The following is a 16,465-nucleotide window of genomic DNA, read 5'->3' as shown; positions in this document are numbered from 1 at the left end:
AGGGGCCTAATGCTTTTCGTGCGAAACGTTCAGCAATTTGTCAGTGTAGGCAATGGCAATCGCGCTCAGCAGGAACACCACGTGGATGATCGTCTGCCACATCAGCACCTTTTCGTCGTAGTTGGCGGCGTTGATGAAGGTCTTGAGCAGGTGGATCGAGCTGATCCCGATGATGGATAGCCCCAGCTTCACCTTGAGGACCGAGGCGTTCACGTGGCCGAGCCACTCCGGCTGGTCGGGGTGGCTTTGCAGGTTCAGCCGGCTCACGAAGGTTTCGTAGCCGCCCACGATCACCATGATGAGCAGGTTGGAGATCATCACCACGTCGATCAGCGCCAGCACCACCAGCATGATCACCGTCTCGTTCAGTGCGGTGACCTCCACGCCCGGCTTGTAGCCGATGCTGGTCACCAGCGACTGCAGCGCGCCCTGGTGGCCGAAGGCGGCTTCGATCAGGTGCCACAGTTCCACCAGGAAGTGCCACACATAGACGCCCTGGGCGGCAATCAGTCCCAGATAGAGCGGCAGTTGCAGCCAGCGGCTGGCGAAGATCAGCGAAGCCAGGGGAGTGAGGGACTTGCTGCCGTTGCGGGAAGCTGGGGGTTGCGGGAGGGCCATGGGGGAGTTTTCGTAAAAATCGCTGGAAATGAGGTCGCGCGATTCTAGAAGCACCGGCCGCGCGCTTCATGACAGAAACCCGCCGCCCCGCAGGCGTAGCATCGGAGCCCTTGGCGGCCTGCCTTTCATCGTCAGTGGCATGTAAGTGCAGGCCCCGAAAGTACCCGCCAAACTCTATCTGACCCCAGGAGACAAAACCCATGAGTGCGTCCTCATCCACGATCGAATCCGTGCTGGTGGAAAACCGTGTTTTCCCGCCTTCCGAAGCCTTGCAGAAGGCCGCGCGCATTTCCGGCATGGCCGGCTACGACGCGCTGTGCGCCGAGGCCGATCAGGACTTCGAAGGCTTCTGGGCGCGTCTTGCGCGCGAGAACCTGCAGTGGAACCGTCCCTTCACCCGCACGCTCGATGCCTCCAAGGCGCCTTTCTACGAATGGTTCGCCGACGGCCAGTTGAACGCGAGCGCCAACTGCCTGGACCGGCACATCGGCACCCCGGTCGAGAACAAGACGGCCATCATCTTCGAGGCCGATGACGGCACGGTCACCCCCATCACCTACAAGGAACTGCTGGCCCGCGTGAGCCAGTTCGCCAACGCGCTCAAGGCCAACGGCGTGCAGCAGGGCGACCGCGTGCTGATCTACATGCCCATGACCGTCGAGGGCGTGATCGCGATGCAGGCCTGCGCGCGCATCGGCGCCACGCACAGCGTCGTGTTCGGCGGCTTCTCGGCCAAGGCGCTGCAAGAGCGGATCATCGACGCGGGCGCGGTGGCGGTCATCACCGCCAACTACCAGATGCGCGGCGGCAAGGAACTGCCGCTCAAGGCCATCGTGGACGAAGCCCTGGCGATGGGCGGCTGCGACACGATCCGCAGCATCCTCGTGTACCAGCGCACGGCCACCGCCTGCGCCATGGTTGCGGGCCGCGACAAGACTTTCGCCGAAGCGCTGGAAGGCCAGAGCACCGAGTGCGCGCCCGTGCCCGTGGGCGCCGAGCATCCGCTGTTCATCCTGTACACCAGTGGCTCCACCGGCAAGCCCAAGGGCGTGCAGCACGCCACGGGCGGCTATCTGCTGTGGGCCAAGCTCACCATGGACTGGACGTTCGACCTGCGCCCCGACGACGTGTTCTGGTGCACGGCCGACATCGGCTGGATCACCGGCCACACCTACGTGGCCTACGGCCCGCTGGCGGCAGGTGCCACGCAGATCATCTTCGAAGGCATTCCCACGTTCCCGAACGCGGGCCGCTTCTGGCAGATGATCGAAAAGCACCGTTGCACGATCTTCTACACCGCGCCCACGGCGATCCGCTCGCTCATCAAGGCGGCCGAAGGCGACGCGGCCGTGCACCCTGCGCGCTCCGACCTGTCGAGCCTGCGCATCCTGGGCAGCGTGGGCGAGCCCATCAACCCGGAAGCCTGGATGTGGTACCACAAGAACGTGGGCGGCGAGCGCTGCCCCATCGTGGACACCTTCTGGCAGACCGAAACCGGCGGCCACGTCATCACCCCGCTGCCGGGCGCCACGCCGCTGGTGCCGGGCAGCTGCACGCTGCCGCTGCCGGGCATCGCGGCCGCCATCGTGGACGAAGTGGGCAACGACATCGCCAACGGCACCGGCGGCATCCTGGTCATCAAGAAACCGTGGCCCAGCATGATCCGCACGATCTGGAACGACCCCGAGCGCTTCAAGAAAAGCTACTTCCCCGAAGAGCTCAAGGGCTACTACCTGGCCGGCGATGGCGCCGTGCGCAGCGCCGACCGCGGCTATTTCCGCATCACGGGCCGCATCGACGACGTGCTGAACGTCTCGGGCCACCGCATGGGCACGATGGAGATCGAATCGGCGCTGGTCTCCAAGACCGACCTGGTCGCCGAAGCCGCCGTGGTGGGCCGCCCCGACGACGTGACCGGCGAAGCCATCTGCGCCTTCGTTGTGCTCAAGCGCTCGCGCCCCACCGGCGAAGAAGCCAAGGCCATCGCCAAGGAACTGCGCGACTGGGTTGCCAAGGAAATCGGCCCCATCGCCAAGCCCAAGGACATCCGCTTCGGCGACAACCTGCCCAAGACCCGCAGCGGCAAGATCATGCGCCGCCTGCTGCGCTCGATCGCCAAGGGCGAGCCGATCACGCAGGACACGAGTACGTTGGAAAACCCTGCGATCCTGGATCAATTGGCTGAAACCAATTGATCCAGGGGGCCGCTGACAAGCGGCCCGGCGCGCAGCGCTTCGCAGGGTTTGACGGCACTCATATCGCCGTAGGCGATGTGAGTGCCGGCAGAATCCCTCACCGCAAGTACGGCGTATCTGTTTTTCCACTCCCAGTACCACCGCACGTACCGTCCGGTGGTTTTTTTACGCCCGGCCCCCTCTGTAGGACAGTACCGGTTTCCTTTCCCCCAGCGCAATAACCCCCTCCCCGCAGGTTAAAAACGTCCCCCAACCGCACCCGCCTGGCTGCGGATTTCGACACCTTCCGGGAGATTGACAATGAATTTCAGAACCATCGCGCTGCTGCTGATCGTGGCCGCCATGGCCGTGCTGGCCGCGCTCAACTGGACCACGCTCGCCACGCCGTCCGTCATCTCCCTCGGGCTGACATCGTTCGAGGCCCCGCTGGGCCTGCTCATGCTGGGGCTGACGGTGCTGCTGGGCGTGTTCTTCATCGCCTACGTGCTGTCGCTTCAGGGCTCTGTGCTGCTGGAAACCCGCCGCCATGCCAAGGAAATGCAGGTTCAGCGCGAACTGGCCGACAAGGCCGAGGCCTCCCGCTTCACCGAGCTGCGCACCTTCCTCGAACACCAGCACCTGCAATCCCACGCGGCGCTGATCGCCCGTATGGATGCGCTGGAACTGCACCTGGCCCAGCGCGCGCAGGAGTCGGACAACACCACGGCGGCCTACGTGGGCCAGCTGGAACATCAGCTGCGTGGAAACCCACGCGTCGATTCGCGCATCGATCCGATCTGACGCCCAAAACACAAAGGCCGCGCTGCACGATCGTCGTGCAGCGCGGCCTTTTCAATGGCGCCTCCGTTCAGCGCAATTCAGTGCGAGGGACGCGGTTCGCTCACTTGAGCGACAAAACCCACGCTGCCAGCTTCTTCGCTTCGGCATCGTTCACCTGGGCATTGGCCGGCATGGGCACCGGGCCCCACGCGCCTGAGCCGCCCTTCATGATCTTGGCGGCCAGTTTGTCCACCGCATCCTTTTGCCCCGCGTACTTGGCCGCGACATCCTTGTACGACGGGCCCACCAGTTTCTTGTCCACGGCATGGCAGGCCATGCAGTTCTTCGAGGTGGCCAGGGCTTGGTCGGCCAGGGCGGGCGCGGCCACCGACAGGGTCATCGCGAGGGTGATCAGGGTGCGCTTCATCGGGGGTTTCCTGTGGGGGTTGTGGGTTAGTATCTCGGCTCAATGAAATTGTAGTGGCGGGGGTTGACCCCTCGCCAGGTAAAGACGGCTTTGCACAGGAGATCGCCATGTACGCGCTGAGTCTGGGAGTGCTTCTGGTGCTGCTCAAATACCTCGAAATCGGGCCCGTGGCCCAGTGGAACTGGTGGTGGGTGCTCTCTCCTTTTGCCCTGGCCCTGGTGTGGTGGACGTGGGCGGATGCCAGCGGCTATACCAAGCGCAAGGCCATGGAAAAGATGGACCGCCGCAAGCAGGACCGCATCGACAAGCAAAGAGAAGCCCTGGGCATTCAGCCGCGCAACCGCCGTTGATCCTTCCACCGCGATCTTTCCAATCCCCCGAATAAAAAATGCCCGCAGCCATTTGGCTGCGGGCATTTTTACGTGAGGCGTTCGTTGCCGATGGATCAATACGCGTCCAGCACCGCGCCCTTGCTGGCGCTGGCGGCATTGAAGGCGAACTTGGCCTGCACGCCGCGCGTGTAGCGCGGGGCAGGGGGCGTCCAGCCTTCGCGGCGGCGGGCCAGCTCGGCCTCAGGCACGTTCAGTTCCAGGCGCAGCGTGTGGGCGTCGATGGTGATCGAGTCGCCCTCGTTCACGAAGGCGATGGTGCCGCCCGCCGCTGCCTCAGGCGCCACGTGGCCCACCACCATGCCCCAGGTGCCGCCGGAAAAGCGTCCATCGGTGATGAGGCCCACGCTCTCGCCCAGGCCCGCGCCGATCAGCGCGCCGGTGGGTGCCAGCATCTCGGGCATGCCGGGGCCGCCCTTGGGGCCCAGGTAGCGCAGCACCATCACGTCACCCGCAACGATCTTGCCGTCCAGAATGGCCTGGAGCGCCGACTGTTCGTCGTCGAACACGCGCGCTGGCCCGGTGATCACGGGGTTCTTCAGACCGGTGATCTTGGCCACGGCGCCTTCGGGGCTCAGGTTGCCTTTCAGGATCGCGAGGTGGCCTTGTGCGTACATGGGCTGGTCGATGGGGCGGATCACGTCCTGGTCGGCACGGGGCACGTCCGGCACGTCCTTCAGCACCTCGGCGATGGTTTTGCCTTCGATGGTCAGGCAGTCGCCATGCAGCAGGCCGGCGTTCAGCAGCACCTTCATGACCTGCGGAATGCCGCCGGCCTGGTGCAGGTCCACCGCCAGGTATTTGCCGCTGGGCTTCAGGTCGCACAGCACGGGCGTCTTCTGGCGGATGCGCTCGAAGTCGTCGATGGTCCAGTCCACGCCGGCCGCATGCGCGATCGCCAGGAAGTGCAGCACGGCATTGGTCGAGCCGCCCGTGGCCATGATCACCGCCACCGCGTTCTCGATCGATTTCTTGGTCACGATGTCGAGCGGGCGAATGTCTTTCTTGATCGCCTCGATCAGCACCTTGGCCGACTCCTTGGCCGAGTTCTGCTTCTCGTCGTGCGGGTTCGCCATGGTGCTGGAGTAGGGCAGGCTGATGCCCAGCGCCTCGAATGAACTCGACATCGTGTTGGCCGTGTACATGCCTCCGCACGAGCCGGTGCCGGGAATGGCGCGCTTTTCGATTTCCTTCAGGTCGAAATCGCTCAGGTTGCCTGCGGCGTTCTGGCCCACGGCCTCGAACACGCTCACGATGTTCAGGTCCTGGCCCTTGTAGCGCCCCGGCAGGATGGTGCCGCCGTACACGTAGATGGCCGGCACGTTGGCGCGCAGCATGCCCATCAGGCCGCCGGGCATGTTCTTGTCGCAGCCGCCCACGACGAGCACGCCGTCCATCCACTGACCCTGCACGCAGGTCTCGATGCAGTCGCTGATGACCTCGCGGCTCACCAGGCTGTACTTCATGCCTTCGGTGCCCATGGCCATGCCGTCGCTGATGGTCGGCGTGCCGAACACCTGGGCGTTGCCGCCGGCCTCTTCGATCCCCTGGATGGCCGCGTCCGCCAGCTTCTGCAGGCCGGAGTTGCACGGCGTGATGGTGCTGTGCCCGTTCGCCACGCCCACCATCGGCTTCTTGAAATCGCCCTCTTCGTAGCCCATGGCGTAGTACATGGACCGGTTGGGCGCGCGCGATTTGCCTTCGGTGATGTTGGCGCTGCGGCGGTTGATCTGCAGGGGTTTGTTTTCCATGGAGCGTCCTTCGTGGGAGGAAATTTTTGCGTCCGCCGGGCCGGCATCCGCAGATGGGAGCAGGCCGGTGGACTTTGGGGCAGCGCGGAGTATGCGCTGTTTGATTGATTGGTTCCAATCCGTTTTCAAGGCGCCATTGATATGCTTGGCATATGAATGAGGCCTCCATCGAGTTGCGCGTATGGCGCCAGTTTCTGGCCGTGGCCGAAGAGCTGCACTTCGGCCGCGCCGCACAGCGCCTGCACATGACCCAGCCGCCGCTGACCCAGGCGATCGCCCAGCTGGAGCGCACTTTGGGCCTGCTGCTGTTCGACCGCACGCGCCGCCGGGTCGCGCTCACTCCGGCGGGTGAAGCCCTGCTGCCCGACGTGCGCGACGTGCTGGCCCGCGCGCAGGCCCTGCCGGCGCGGGCGCGGGCCGCAGCCCAGGGCGAGGTCGGGCGCATCCGGCTGGCCTTTGTCTCCACCGTGGGCTTCGAGCAATTGCCGGCCTGGGTGCGTGCCTTTCGCAGCGAATGCCCCCAGGTGGCGCTCGAACTTGTCGAGGCCACGGGCGATGTGCAGTTGCAGTGGCTCGAGCGTGGCGAGATCGACGCCGGCCTGCTGCTGCATTCGCCGCAGTTTGCGCCGCCTGGCTTGGCCGGCCTGCGGGTGGCGCGCGAGCCGCTGGTGCTGGCGCTGCCATCGGCGCATCCGCTGGCGTTGCATGCCGACGCCCCACCATTGCCCGCCGTGCTGGCCGAGCCGGTGGTGATCTTCCCGCGCCGCATCCTGCCCTCGGTGTACGACGCGATTTTTGCGCTCTATCACGCAGCCGGGCACTCCCCGCAGGTGGCGCAAGAGGCCATCCAGATGCAGACCATCGTCAACCTGGTGGCCGCCGGTCTCGGCCTGGCCTTCGTGCCGCAAAGCGTCATGCAGTTCCAGCGCCCCGGCGTGGTCTACCGCGAGGTCGCCCCACCGCGCCGGCAAGGGCCCGCGCTGCCCGAGTGCGAAACCCGGCTGGTGTGGAACGCGGCGTCAGCCAGCCCGGCGTTGGTGCGCTTCATGGCCTTCGTGCAAGCGCTTCAGGCCAGGGAAGGGAATGGGCCCGCGAAAACACTTGGCAAAGATGATTTGCTATTGAATTAATAGCTGCCGGCGCAATGAATACGGCGGTGGAGGGCTAAAAGGCTCGAAATGGCGTGCACGCCGCCCTGGTATGCACGCCGTGCCGAAACCGGCCGAGGGTTGGGTCAGTCCGCGGAAGCCGATTGCGTCTGCAGGTAGTTCTGCAGGCCGACCTTGTCGATCAGGCCAATCTGCTTCTCCAGCCAATAGGCGTGGTCTTCTTCCGTGTCGCGCAACTGGGCCAGCAGAAGGTCGCGGCTCACGTAATCGCGCACGCTTTCGCACAGCGCCATGCCGTTTTGCAAGGCGGCCCGCACTTCGTACTCGGTGGCGAGGTCCTTGCGCAGCATCTCGGGCACGGTGGTGCCGGGCGTGAACTCCTTGGGGCGCATGTCGGGCATGCCGCCCAGGAAGAGGATGCGGCGCAGCAGCGCGTCGGCGTGCTGGGTCTCTTCCTGCATTTCATGATCGATTCGCGTGTAGAGCTTGATGAAGCCCTGGTCTTCGTAGAGCCGCGAATGGATGAAGTACTGGTCGCGCGCAGCCAGCTCGCCGCGCAGCAGGTCTTTGAAATAGTCGATGACCTGTGGGTTTCCCTGCATGTTTTTTCCTTGGAATCAGGGCGCGAGTATCGCGCGGCCGGCAGCACCCCCGCAGGGAAAGCCCCCGGCATGGCGCTCTGCATGCGTACCGGGATCAGAAGCGTTCGCGTTGGGAGCGGTTCTTTGAGGGCTCCAGCACGGTTATTAATCCGATTAATGAACGTGCGTACCCACCGTTTTATAAATCGCCAATTTTATTTGGATCGTTTTATCTGCAGAGCGATGTTCGTTAGTCGAATGATTGCTTCGTGTCGGATGGGTCAGTCCGCTTTGTCATTTTTAAGATGCTTCAAGAAATTGCAGTGGAAATCCCATGAAGTCATCACCCATTGATTCGTCATCACGTCGCACTCAATCTGCGACGACTTCGGGAGAGGGTACGAGTACTCATCGCCCGCCCTTGAGGCATCGCTCTGCACTCAACCGACCGGCTGATTTGCCCCCTCGCGCCGACGGCAGTTCATCGAGTTCAAGGTCGTCTGCGCCAAGGCAAGCGTTTGCATTCCAACCCCGGGGACCTGCGCTGGATAGGCAAAGGCTGAGTGAAATTGCTGAGCGGGTCGTGTCAGAACCTGGTTCCAGCCTGATGATGTCTCCTTCGATAAGAGGGCAGGCGGTCAGATCGGAAATCAGGCCAGTACTGCCGCAGAGCAAGAGCGAGCAAAGGGAGTTGCTCGAGGATTTTTTGACGAATTGGGCAGGTCCCCAGTCGGTAAAAACCAAAATTCTCAAGGCCCACGAGCAGGAGTCCTTCGTTCTAGACTTGGAAGGGAAACATCTGAACAGCCTTCCGGATGGGCTTTTCTTGCTGCCACATTTGGGAAATCTCATTGTGAATGGCAACCCTTCACTCAAAAATTTGCCGCCCGATCTGGCGTACGCCCCCGCATTGGCTCGCATCCAGGCAAACGATTGTGACCTGCATGAGTTGCCGGAAAATATCGGTCAGGCGGGTGAGTTGGTCATGCTGGAGATTAAAAATAACGGCCAATTGACCGAACTCCCTGCATCGATGGCAGATTTGAAAAAATTCGAGGTGATCGAGGCCAGCCGTTGTAATTTGGTGGTTTTGCCAGAAGGCGGGATGGGCCCAAAAATCAGGCAAATCGACCTCTCTGATAATCCAGGGCTCCGTCACTTGCCAGAAATATTTGCGGAGGGCACGAATATCGAGCATCTGGAATTAAAAGGTTGCTCACTCTCCAATATTCCCGACGGCATTGGACGTCTGCCGAAGTTGAGGGCTTTGAATTTGGCTGACAACATAGATATGCAGCAGCTTCCGTCAGGCCTCGACTTTAAAAAGGTGCATGTTGGCACACGAGGCACACAAATCCGGCTGATGGACCTGGTTTTAAATCAACCCATCAGTCCGCAGGTGCGTAAAGAGCAGGAAGCCAAGCTCAAGCACGTGCAAAAACAATGGGGAACGATCCAAAAGCTGATCGAGACCGGTAGCGCCAGGACCGCAGAAAGAGCAGAGGCCGCTCGGCTGGAAGTGGATCAAGGACGGGCGGGTCTCTCCAATACCGCGAAGTCAACGCCATTGGCAGGGCGTAATTGGAAGGCCGCTGATCATCAGATGAAGGACTGGATAGGGCAAAATCACCCGCTCGATACCGAACATCTCAAGCGCCTGAATGCGTTGCTGGGCAAGGGCACCATGCCTTTCAATGACCCCGATGCCTTTGAAAAATTTGGCGCTCGCTTTGGGGAGTTTCGCAGGCAACCGACCGGTTTCCCCCAGGGCACCTCTGCAGCTGCCGTAGTGGATGAGCGAGAAGTGGGGGCAGAGATGGCGCACTTCGATGAATGGTTTGAACATGCATCTGCTCAAGTGGATCAAGGCAGAATGAGTCCGGCTGAATTAGCCGCCGCGACGGTCCAGCGACTGATCAGCATCCATCCGTTTCCTGACGCCAACGGCCGCACAGCGAGACTGGCGGGTGATTGGGTGCTGATGAGCTACGGTCTTCCGCCCGTCAACAGCCCGCAACGTCCCATCATCGTGTATTCCAGCGGACGCAATCCAAACGGTCCCGACGATGCTTTGGCCTGGACAGTCGAGGGCATCACAAAAACCGTCGAGATTTATGAAAAACAGGTGGGATTAAAACCTTCCAAGCGTTGAAATCGCTGTTTTCAGGGGTGCAACGCATCTAGTCTTGTGTGAATTGAGTCACTGCTGCCCATGAAAACGACGGGCTTTGCGAAGTGTTTCCTGGCAAGCATTCTCAGTGCTTGTTTTGTCGCAGCCGATGTAACCGCCTATGCCGGTGGAAGCGGCACCTCTTCGCTCGACTGGCCCCACGCGGGAGAAGTTCTCGACTATCGCTCTTGCGGCTGCGCCGACGCATGCTGGATGGCCGAAGTGCGGCACCAGCGAACGAAAGCCCTGAAAGCCCGCTTGCGGTGCGACTGCGAGACGCTGCACTATTCACGGTTCGCCAACCCTTCGGTGGAAACGGACTTTGGGAGTTGCGAAGCCATCAACCGCAGTGAACGCAAGCCGGAAGCGATACGGGAAAAACTGGAGGAGCTTCTGCGTCCTCCAGCAGTGCCCCGGGTTCAAAAGCCGTCAAGCCATGAGGCTGGCCCGGCGACTTGCCGGCGCCCTGAAATCACCGGCCGGTAGCTTCCTCAGAAATCCACAGCCGCCGACAGCATCAAAGTGCGCGGCGCGCCCACGGTCACGTAGTTGCTGACCACCCAGTAGTTCTTGTCGAACGCGTTTTCCAGGCTGGCGCGCAGGACCACGGGTTTGCCGGAGACCTTGGTGGCGTAGCGGGCGCCGATGTCCAGGCGCGTCCAGTTGGCCACGCGCAGGCGGTTGGCGGCGTCGGCGTAAACCGGGGAGGTGTGGATGACTCGGCCGTTGAAGCTCAGGCCCTGCACGAAGGGCGTGTCCCAATCGAGGCCCAGGTTGAAGGTGCGGTCCGGCACGCCGGCGGCGTTGTTGCCCTGGTTCACGCCGCCTGCGGTGCGCGTGAGCTTGGCGTCGTTGAACGCGGCGCTGGCCATCAGGCGCAGGCCGTGCTGGACTTCGCCGTAGGCCGTCAGTTCCAGGCCGCGGTTGCGCTGCTCGCCGCCGAAGCTGTAGACGTTGGTGACCGGGTCGGTGACCGCGCCGGGCTTCTTGATCTGGTAGATGGCGGCTTGCGTCGTCAGCTGGCCCCAGTCTACTTTCACGCCCACTTCGTGCTGCTTGGACTTTTGCGGCGCGAAGGTTTCGCCGGCGTTGGCGGTGGTGACGCCCGCGGTGGCGCCGCGGGTCAAGCCGGCGGTGTAGTTGGTGTACACCGAGACGTTCCTGGCCGGCTTGAACACCAGGCCGGCCAGCGGCGTCACGGCATTCTTTTTGTAGTGGCTGCTGGACACGCCCGTCGTGGGCGTGAAGTTTTCCTGCTCCATGGTCTGGTGGCGCAGGCCCAGCGTGACCAGCAGGCGGTCGTCGAGGAAGGCCATGGTGTCGGCCAGCGCCAGGCTGGACTGGTCGGTGACCGAGCTCTTTCCGGGCTCTCCGCGGGCCACGGTCATCGCGGGCAGGGGAGAGGGGTTGTACAGGTTGGAGGGCCGGCTGGTGGCTGAGGTGGCGTAGAAGTAGCCCGTTTCCTGGTTCAGGTAGTTCGCGCCGATGGCGAGCGTGTGCTTGATGCCGCCCGTGTTGAACCGCGTGCGCAGTCCGATGTCGGCCGCCTTGGATTTCGTGTACTGGTCGTAGTAGGCATTGGACACATTGAAATTGCCCAGCGAATCGGGCCGGCCGCTGGGGAAGGTCTGCTCGTAGTCCATGTCCATGTAGCCCACGCTGCCGTACACGGTGGTGCGGTCGTTCAGGTCGTGCTCGACGCGCGACATGACGGTCTTGACGTTGTCCTGCAGCTTGGTGCCGGGGTAGAAGTTGAGCCGTGCGTCGGGCACTGCCGGAACGGTCGCTGCCGTGCCGGCGAAGTTGATCTGCGGGCGGAATTCCTTGGTTTCGCCGCGCGTGGCGAAGGCGTCGAGCGACCAGCGTGTGCGGGCGCCGACGTAGTCGAGGCCGATGGAGCCCAGGCCCAGGTTCTGCTTGCCGCCGTCGATGTTGCCCTCGCCGCCGCGCACCAGGCCGTTGACGCGCACGCCCCACTGGTTGTCTTCGCCGAAGCGGCGGCCCACGTCCAGGTGCGTGCCCAGTTGCGCCTTGCCCATGTAGGTGGTGGTCAGGCGCGTGAGCGGTACGTCGGCCGCGCGCTTGGTGACCACGTTGATGCTGCCGCCGACACTGCCGCTGGGGCCCACGCCATTGGTCAGCGCGCCAGGGCCCTTGAGCACTTCGACGCGTTCGACCATTTCCAGCGGAATGCGCGTGGAGGGCGCGAGGCCGAACAGGCCGTTCATGCTGATGTCGCTGTTGGACACCGTGAAGCCGCGGATCTGGAAGTCGTCGCCGAAGCCGCCACGCGAGGTGAGTGTGCGCACGGAGGCATCGTTCATCACCAAGTCGGCCACGCTCAGTGCCTGCTGGTTGTCGATCAGCTCCGACGTGTAGTTGGTCGTGCTGAACGGCACGTTCATCAGATCGGTGTTGCCCAGAATGCCCAGGTTGCCGCCGCGCGCGAACTGCCCGCCCGAATAGGTCTTCTGCAGGCCGCCGATGGCTTCCGCCTGATCGGACACGACCACTTCATCGAGCGCGGTTTTGGCAGCGGTCTGCGCGCTGACGCCGGCAGCGGCGACGAGCAGACCAGCGCCCACGCAATGGCGGACCAGGCGGGCGAGCGGGGTGGGAGCGAAACGGGGCATTGCGAGAAGGGCGTGTCGTTGCATGGTGTTCAGGGTTGCCTGGTTCCGGGGCATCAGCGCAGGAGCGCAGGGCGGCCCGGAGGAATGAGCGTTGAAAACGATGGGGACGGAGCGGCTTTTGCCAGGCTCCGTTGAGAAGAAAGGAAAGAATGAGAAGCGTTATCAATTATGCGATCCGTGAGAAAGCGGTTCATTGAGTGTTTCTTTTTTGCGCTATTTATTCGATAGCATCAGAGCCAGATAAACAGGCGGCAGGCAGCCGATTTGATTTGAATCCCGCTGGACGGAATGCGGCGATGCTCGCCTTGGAGCGCTGTGCTTTAACCGTCTCGCCAACCCTGAGTCCTTCGCAGTGGGGGCTGCCAGCCTTCCGGTGGGCAGGAACTGCCATGCCGCGCGGGCACAATACCGGCCACCATGCTGACGTACCCCCAAATCGACCCCATCGCCCTGCAAGTGGGCCCGCTGGCCATCCACTGGTACGGCCTCACGTATCTGGCCGCCTTCGGCCTGTTCATGTTCCTGGGCCTGCGGCGCCTGCGGCACCAGCCCTTCGCTTCCATCACCGGCCCCGGCGCCTGGACGCGGCGCGACGTGGAGGACATCCTCTTTCTCGGGGTGGTCGGCGTGGTGGTGGGCGGGCGCCTGGGCTATTGCCTGTTCTACAAGCCGGGCTACTACCTGTCGCATCCGCTGGAAATCTTCTACATCTGGCAGGGCGGCATGAGCTTTCACGGCGGCCTTCTGGGCGTGATCGCCTCCATGGTGTGGTTCGCCCACTCGCGCAAGCGGCCATGGCTGCAGGTGGCCGACTTCGTGGCGCCGTGCGTGCCGACAGGGCTGGCGGCCGGTCGCGTGGGCAACTTCATCAACGGCGAGCTGTGGGGGCGTTTCAGCAGCCCCGATCTGCCATGGGGCATGGTCTTTCCGCAAAGCGGCTCGCTGCTGCCGCGCCACCCGTCGCAGGTCTATCAGTTCCTGCTGGAAGGCGTACTGCTGTTCGTGCTGCTGTGGCTCTATGCCCGCCGCGAGCGCCGCCAGGGCGAAGTGGCCGCGGCCTTCCTGGTGGGCTACGGCACTTTCCGCTTCATCGCCGAATACTTCCGCGAGCCCGATGCGTTCCTGGGCATTCTCTCGCTGGGCATGAGCATGGGGCAGTGGCTGTGCGTGCCGATGATCGTGGCCGGTATTGCGATGTGGGTGTGGGCGTGTCGCCAGCCAGTGCTGCAAAGGGCTTGATGCCTTTTGAGGCTCCAGCGCAATAAAGACGTGCGCTGAATGCTATAAAAAATATAGCGCATCGTTCTTTTGCACGCCATTGAAAAGATGGCGCGCAGTGCTCCCGCCATGGCGTCCGCGTGGCGGCGGCGGTGGGACGCTCGGCTTCTGGGTCGAGCCACCCAGCCCGAGAGTGCGGCGCTCTCGGGCGAAACCGCTCACAAACCGCCTGTCGCACGGCCTGTTCCGTCCGTTTTTGCGCCCCAGGCAATCCCTGATAGCCAAAAGTCTGTACCGATCGCCATAATTATGCGAAATTACATGTAATGTCGCGCGATGCCAGCGTGTTGCTGCATGTTGCACTGCGTTTTCACCGTTAACGAGGTCGATCGCTCAAGCCAACCTACCGACTGTTGCCATGACCCTGCCCGCCGTTGTGCGCTCCCAAGCCCCGTCCCTGCATGCCGAAGCTGCGGAGCGCATCCGCGAGCTGATCTTTGCCGGCCAGTTGCCGCCGGGCAGCTTCGTGGACGAGGTCGCGCTGTGCGACCGGCTGGCCATCTCGCGCACGCCGCTGCGCGAGGCGCTGAAGGTGCTGGTGGCGGAAGGGCTGCTGCGCCACGAACCCCGCCGAGGCTGCTTCGTGGCCGAGGTGACCGAGCGCGATCTGGACGAGATCTTTCCCGTCATCGCGCTGCTGGAGGGCCGTGCCGCGCACGAGGCCACCCTGCGTGCTGGCGAGGCCGACATTGCCGCGCTCGAAATCCTGCATGAACGCCTGCGCGAACACGCAGCGGCCGGGCGCATCGCCGAATACTACGCGGCCAACCACGCCATTCACGAAGCGCTCATCACCCTGGCCGACAACCGCTGGCTCGCCCAGGTGATCGGCGACCTGCGCAAGATCCTGCGCCTGGCGCGCCTGCAGCAGTTGCGGGCACCGGGCCGGCTGCAGCAAAGCCTGGCCGAGCACCTGGAACTGTTCGACGCCATCAAGCTGCGTGCGCCGGAAGTGGCCGAAGAGGCCATGCGCACCCATCTCGTGCGCCAGCGCGCCGCGCTGCGCGACATCGCCCGCAACCAACACTCGAGGATCACGCCATGAATGCCGCCGCCGAATGGATCACGCGCAGCGTTTCCCGCCTGCGCCCCGCAGACAGCAAGACCGAATCGGCCGATGGCGCGGGCAGCGCCCCGGCCAAGCCGCAACCACCGCGCTCCACGCACGAGCGCCTGCAGGCCACGCTGCGCCGCGGCAAGGAGGCCCTGTCGCCCCGCGCGCTGCGGCGGCTGCTGGCCGATCTGCAAGAGGTGGCGGCGCCGCAGGTGAGCGAGGTCGAGGGCGGGCGCCGCGCGCAGACCGTCGCGGCCTGGTACGCCACGGCCGAGCCCGAAGAGCGCCGGGACATGTGGCTGCTGCTGTGCGAGCAGTTCTCGCCCGACGTCACGCGGTTCAAGTCGGCGCGCCAGCGCTACGAAGCCGCAGCCGGTACGGCCGAAGAGGCCCATGCCGAAATCCACCTGCGCCGCGCGCTGGTGTCGCCCCGCACGCGGCTTCTGCAGCGGTTCGCGGTGTTCCCGAACGGCATGCGGTTCCTGCTCGACCTGCGGGCCGAGCTGCTGCCCCAGCTGAAAGGCGACAAGCGCCTGGTGGCGCTCGACGCCGAGCTGGAGCAACTGTTCTCCACCTGGTTCGACGTGGCGTTTCTGGAGCTCAAGCGCCTGTCGTGGGATTCGCCCGCGTCGCTGATCGAAAAGCTCATCAAGTACGAAGCGGTGCACGACATCCGCAGCTGGGCGGATTTGAAGAACCGGCTGGACAGCGACCGCCGCTGCTACGGCTTCTTCCACCCGCGCCTGCCCAACGAGCCGCTGATCTTCGTCGAGGTGGCGCTGGTCATGGACCTGTCCGCCAGCATCACGCCGCTGCTGGACGAGGGCGCCGCGCCGTCCGACCTGTCCAAGGCGACCACCGCCATCTTCTATTCCATCAGCAACACGCAGACGGGGTTGCGAGGCGTCAGCTTCGGCGATTCGCTCATCAAGCACGTGGTGGAAACGCTCACCGACGAGTTCCCGCGGCTGCGCACGTTTGCCACGCTGTCGCCCATTCCGGGGTTTCGGTCATGGCTGTCCAAGCACTGCGCCGCGGCGCTGGACCAACTCGACGAGAAGCGCCGCACCGAGCTGGGCAAGGCCGTGGGGTTCGAGCCGCCGCAGGCCGCGCACGTGCTGGCCGCGGCCGAGCAGGCGCTGGACCTGCCGCTCAAATCGCCCGTGCGCCAACTGCTGCTGCAGTGCGCGGCGCGCTACCTGGGGCGCGAGTTGAACGAGGGCAAGCCGATCGACCCGGTGGCGCGGTTCCACCTGGGCAACGGCGCGCGCGTGGAGCGGCTGAACTGGGCGGGCGACCCGTCGCCCAAGGGCGTCAAACAATCGTTTGGCCTGATGGTGAACTATCTTTACGATCTGAAGCGGATCGACAAACACCGCGGCCTGCTGGCGCAGGGCCGCGTGCCGATGTCGGGAGACATCGAAAGCCTGTGCCGGGATTGACCCGCGGGCAGGGGTAGAAAAAGGGCCGGCGCGTGCCACGGGACGCGCGCCAGGCTTTT

14 protein-coding genes are annotated in these 16,465 nt (G+C 63.9%); 9 read left to right on the top strand and 5 right to left on the bottom strand.

Translation table 11 applies throughout. The features are described from left to right. Positions 1–6: 6 nt before the first annotated feature. On the bottom strand, positions 7–618 hold the full coding sequence (locus tag BLT03_RS02840; RefSeq protein ID WP_092740989.1) for a TIGR00645 family protein: 612 nt from the start codon (positions 616–618) through the stop codon (positions 7–9). 200 nt (positions 619–818) lie between these two features. Here BLT03_RS02840 and acs point away from each other — a divergent pair, with 200 nt between their 5' ends. After that, positions 819–2,813 carry an acetate--CoA ligase gene (gene acs, locus BLT03_RS02835; protein ID WP_092740180.1) on the top strand — a complete coding sequence of 665 codons (1,995 nt, stop codon included), beginning with the start codon at positions 819–821 and terminating at the stop codon, positions 2,811–2,813. 300 nt (positions 2,814–3,113) lie between these two features. Further along, positions 3,114–3,593 (top strand): Signal transduction histidine kinase, encoded by a 480-nt coding sequence (locus BLT03_RS02830; protein WP_092740178.1) that lies wholly within the window; start codon positions 3,114–3,116, stop codon positions 3,591–3,593. 100 nt (positions 3,594–3,693) lie between these two features. On the opposite strand, the gene BLT03_RS02825 is transcribed toward BLT03_RS02830, so the two are convergent. Continuing rightward, positions 3,694–3,999 carry a c-type cytochrome gene (locus BLT03_RS02825; RefSeq protein ID WP_092740176.1) on the bottom strand — a complete coding sequence of 102 codons (306 nt, stop codon included), beginning with the start codon at positions 3,997–3,999 and terminating at the stop codon, positions 3,694–3,696. A 107-nt stretch (positions 4,000–4,106) separates the two neighbouring features. Between BLT03_RS02825 and BLT03_RS02820 the strand changes: the two genes are divergently transcribed. Continuing rightward, positions 4,107–4,349, top strand: a complete 243-nt coding sequence (locus tag BLT03_RS02820) for a TIGR04438 family Trp-rich protein (protein ID WP_092740174.1) — start codon at positions 4,107–4,109, stop codon at positions 4,347–4,349. A gap of 95 nt (positions 4,350–4,444) precedes the next feature. Here BLT03_RS02820 and ilvD read toward each other — a convergent pair whose 3' ends face one another. Then, on the bottom strand, positions 4,445–6,139 hold the full coding sequence (ilvD, locus tag BLT03_RS02815) for a dihydroxy-acid dehydratase (RefSeq protein ID WP_092740172.1): 1,695 nt from the start codon (positions 6,137–6,139) through the stop codon (positions 4,445–4,447). 152 nt (positions 6,140–6,291) lie between these two features. On the opposite strand from ilvD, the gene BLT03_RS02810 reads away from it, so the two are divergent. Then, the gene (locus tag BLT03_RS02810; RefSeq protein ID WP_092740170.1) at positions 6,292–7,269 is read left to right on the top strand and encodes a LysR family transcriptional regulator; all 978 of its coding nucleotides are present in this window, start codon (positions 6,292–6,294) and stop codon (positions 7,267–7,269) included. Positions 7,270–7,373: 104 nt separating this feature from the next. Here the strand turns inward: BLT03_RS02810 and bfr are convergent, their stop codons facing one another. Next, the gene (gene bfr / locus BLT03_RS02805) at positions 7,374–7,850 is read right to left on the bottom strand and encodes a bacterioferritin (protein WP_092740168.1); all 477 of its coding nucleotides are present in this window, start codon (positions 7,848–7,850) and stop codon (positions 7,374–7,376) included. Positions 7,851–8,439: 589 nt separating this feature from the next. Here bfr and BLT03_RS02800 point away from each other — a divergent pair. Both BLT03_RS02800 and BLT03_RS23720 read left to right on the top strand, forming a co-directional pair. After that, positions 8,440–9,981, top strand: coding sequence for a Fic family protein (locus BLT03_RS02800; protein ID WP_175537648.1), 1,542 nt, complete (start codon positions 8,440–8,442; stop codon positions 9,979–9,981). A 60-nt stretch (positions 9,982–10,041) separates the two neighbouring features. After that, positions 10,042–10,485, top strand: coding sequence for a hypothetical protein (locus tag BLT03_RS23720; protein ID WP_139160297.1), 444 nt, complete (start codon positions 10,042–10,044; stop codon positions 10,483–10,485). A 5-nt stretch (positions 10,486–10,490) separates the two neighbouring features. Here BLT03_RS23720 and BLT03_RS02795 read toward each other — a convergent pair whose 3' ends face one another. Next, positions 10,491–12,632, bottom strand: coding sequence for a TonB-dependent receptor (locus tag BLT03_RS02795; protein ID WP_245711214.1), 2,142 nt, complete (start codon positions 12,630–12,632; stop codon positions 10,491–10,493). A gap of 417 nt (positions 12,633–13,049) precedes the next feature. Here BLT03_RS02795 and lgt point away from each other — a divergent pair, with 417 nt between their 5' ends. The 3 genes from lgt to BLT03_RS02780 all read left to right on the top strand — a co-directional run bounded on the left by lgt (position 13,050) and on the right by BLT03_RS02780 (position 16,406). Beyond that, on the top strand, positions 13,050–13,871 hold the full coding sequence (lgt, locus tag BLT03_RS02790; RefSeq protein WP_092740164.1) for a prolipoprotein diacylglyceryl transferase: 822 nt from the start codon (positions 13,050–13,052) through the stop codon (positions 13,869–13,871). Between the two features lie 397 nt (positions 13,872–14,268). Continuing rightward, positions 14,269–14,955, top strand: a complete 687-nt coding sequence (locus BLT03_RS02785) for a GntR family transcriptional regulator (RefSeq protein WP_092740162.1) — start codon at positions 14,269–14,271, stop codon at positions 14,953–14,955. Then, complete coding sequence (locus BLT03_RS02780) at positions 14,952–16,406, top strand: malonyl-CoA decarboxylase (RefSeq protein WP_092740160.1); 1,455 nt, start codon at positions 14,952–14,954, stop codon at positions 16,404–16,406. The genes BLT03_RS02785 and BLT03_RS02780 overlap by 4 nt, the downstream gene beginning before the upstream one ends. Positions 16,407–16,465 lie beyond the last annotated feature (59 nt).

The sequence above is a fragment of the Paracidovorax valerianellae genome (assembly GCF_900102625.1).
GTDB classification, from domain to species: Bacteria; Pseudomonadota; Gammaproteobacteria; order Burkholderiales; family Burkholderiaceae_C; genus Paracidovorax; species Paracidovorax valerianellae.
Note: the sequence above shows the minus strand (reverse complement) of the source record. Positions and strands in the feature narration are given on the sequence as shown.

What these genes read in the sequence shown, in the direction of transcription:
- BLT03_RS02840 (WP_092740989.1), bottom strand. Translation starts at nt 618, where the DNA reads ATGGCCCTCCCGCAACCCCCAGCTTCCCGCAACGGCAGCAAGTCCCTC.
- acs (WP_092740180.1), top strand. Translation starts at nt 819, where the DNA reads ATGAGTGCGTCCTCATCCACGATCGAATCCGTGCTGGTGGAAAACCGT.
- BLT03_RS02830 (WP_092740178.1), top strand. Translation starts at nt 3,114, where the DNA reads ATGAATTTCAGAACCATCGCGCTGCTGCTGATCGTGGCCGCCATGGCC.
- BLT03_RS02825 (WP_092740176.1), bottom strand. Translation starts at nt 3,999, where the DNA reads ATGAAGCGCACCCTGATCACCCTCGCGATGACCCTGTCGGTGGCCGCG.
- BLT03_RS02820 (WP_092740174.1), top strand. Translation starts at nt 4,107, where the DNA reads ATGTACGCGCTGAGTCTGGGAGTGCTTCTGGTGCTGCTCAAATACCTC.
- ilvD (WP_092740172.1), bottom strand. Translation starts at nt 6,139, where the DNA reads ATGGAAAACAAACCCCTGCAGATCAACCGCCGCAGCGCCAACATCACC.
- BLT03_RS02810 (WP_092740170.1), top strand. Translation starts at nt 6,292, where the DNA reads ATGAATGAGGCCTCCATCGAGTTGCGCGTATGGCGCCAGTTTCTGGCC.
- bfr (WP_092740168.1), bottom strand. Translation starts at nt 7,850, where the DNA reads ATGCAGGGAAACCCACAGGTCATCGACTATTTCAAAGACCTGCTGCGC.
- BLT03_RS02800 (WP_175537648.1), top strand. Translation starts at nt 8,440, where the DNA reads ATGTCTCCTTCGATAAGAGGGCAGGCGGTCAGATCGGAAATCAGGCCA.
- BLT03_RS23720 (WP_139160297.1), top strand. Translation starts at nt 10,042, where the DNA reads ATGAAAACGACGGGCTTTGCGAAGTGTTTCCTGGCAAGCATTCTCAGT.
- BLT03_RS02795 (WP_245711214.1), bottom strand. Translation starts at nt 12,632, where the DNA reads ATGCCCCGTTTCGCTCCCACCCCGCTCGCCCGCCTGGTCCGCCATTGC.
- lgt (WP_092740164.1), top strand. Translation starts at nt 13,050, where the DNA reads ATGCTGACGTACCCCCAAATCGACCCCATCGCCCTGCAAGTGGGCCCG.
- BLT03_RS02785 (WP_092740162.1), top strand. Translation starts at nt 14,269, where the DNA reads ATGACCCTGCCCGCCGTTGTGCGCTCCCAAGCCCCGTCCCTGCATGCC.
- BLT03_RS02780 (WP_092740160.1), top strand. Translation starts at nt 14,952, where the DNA reads ATGAATGCCGCCGCCGAATGGATCACGCGCAGCGTTTCCCGCCTGCGC.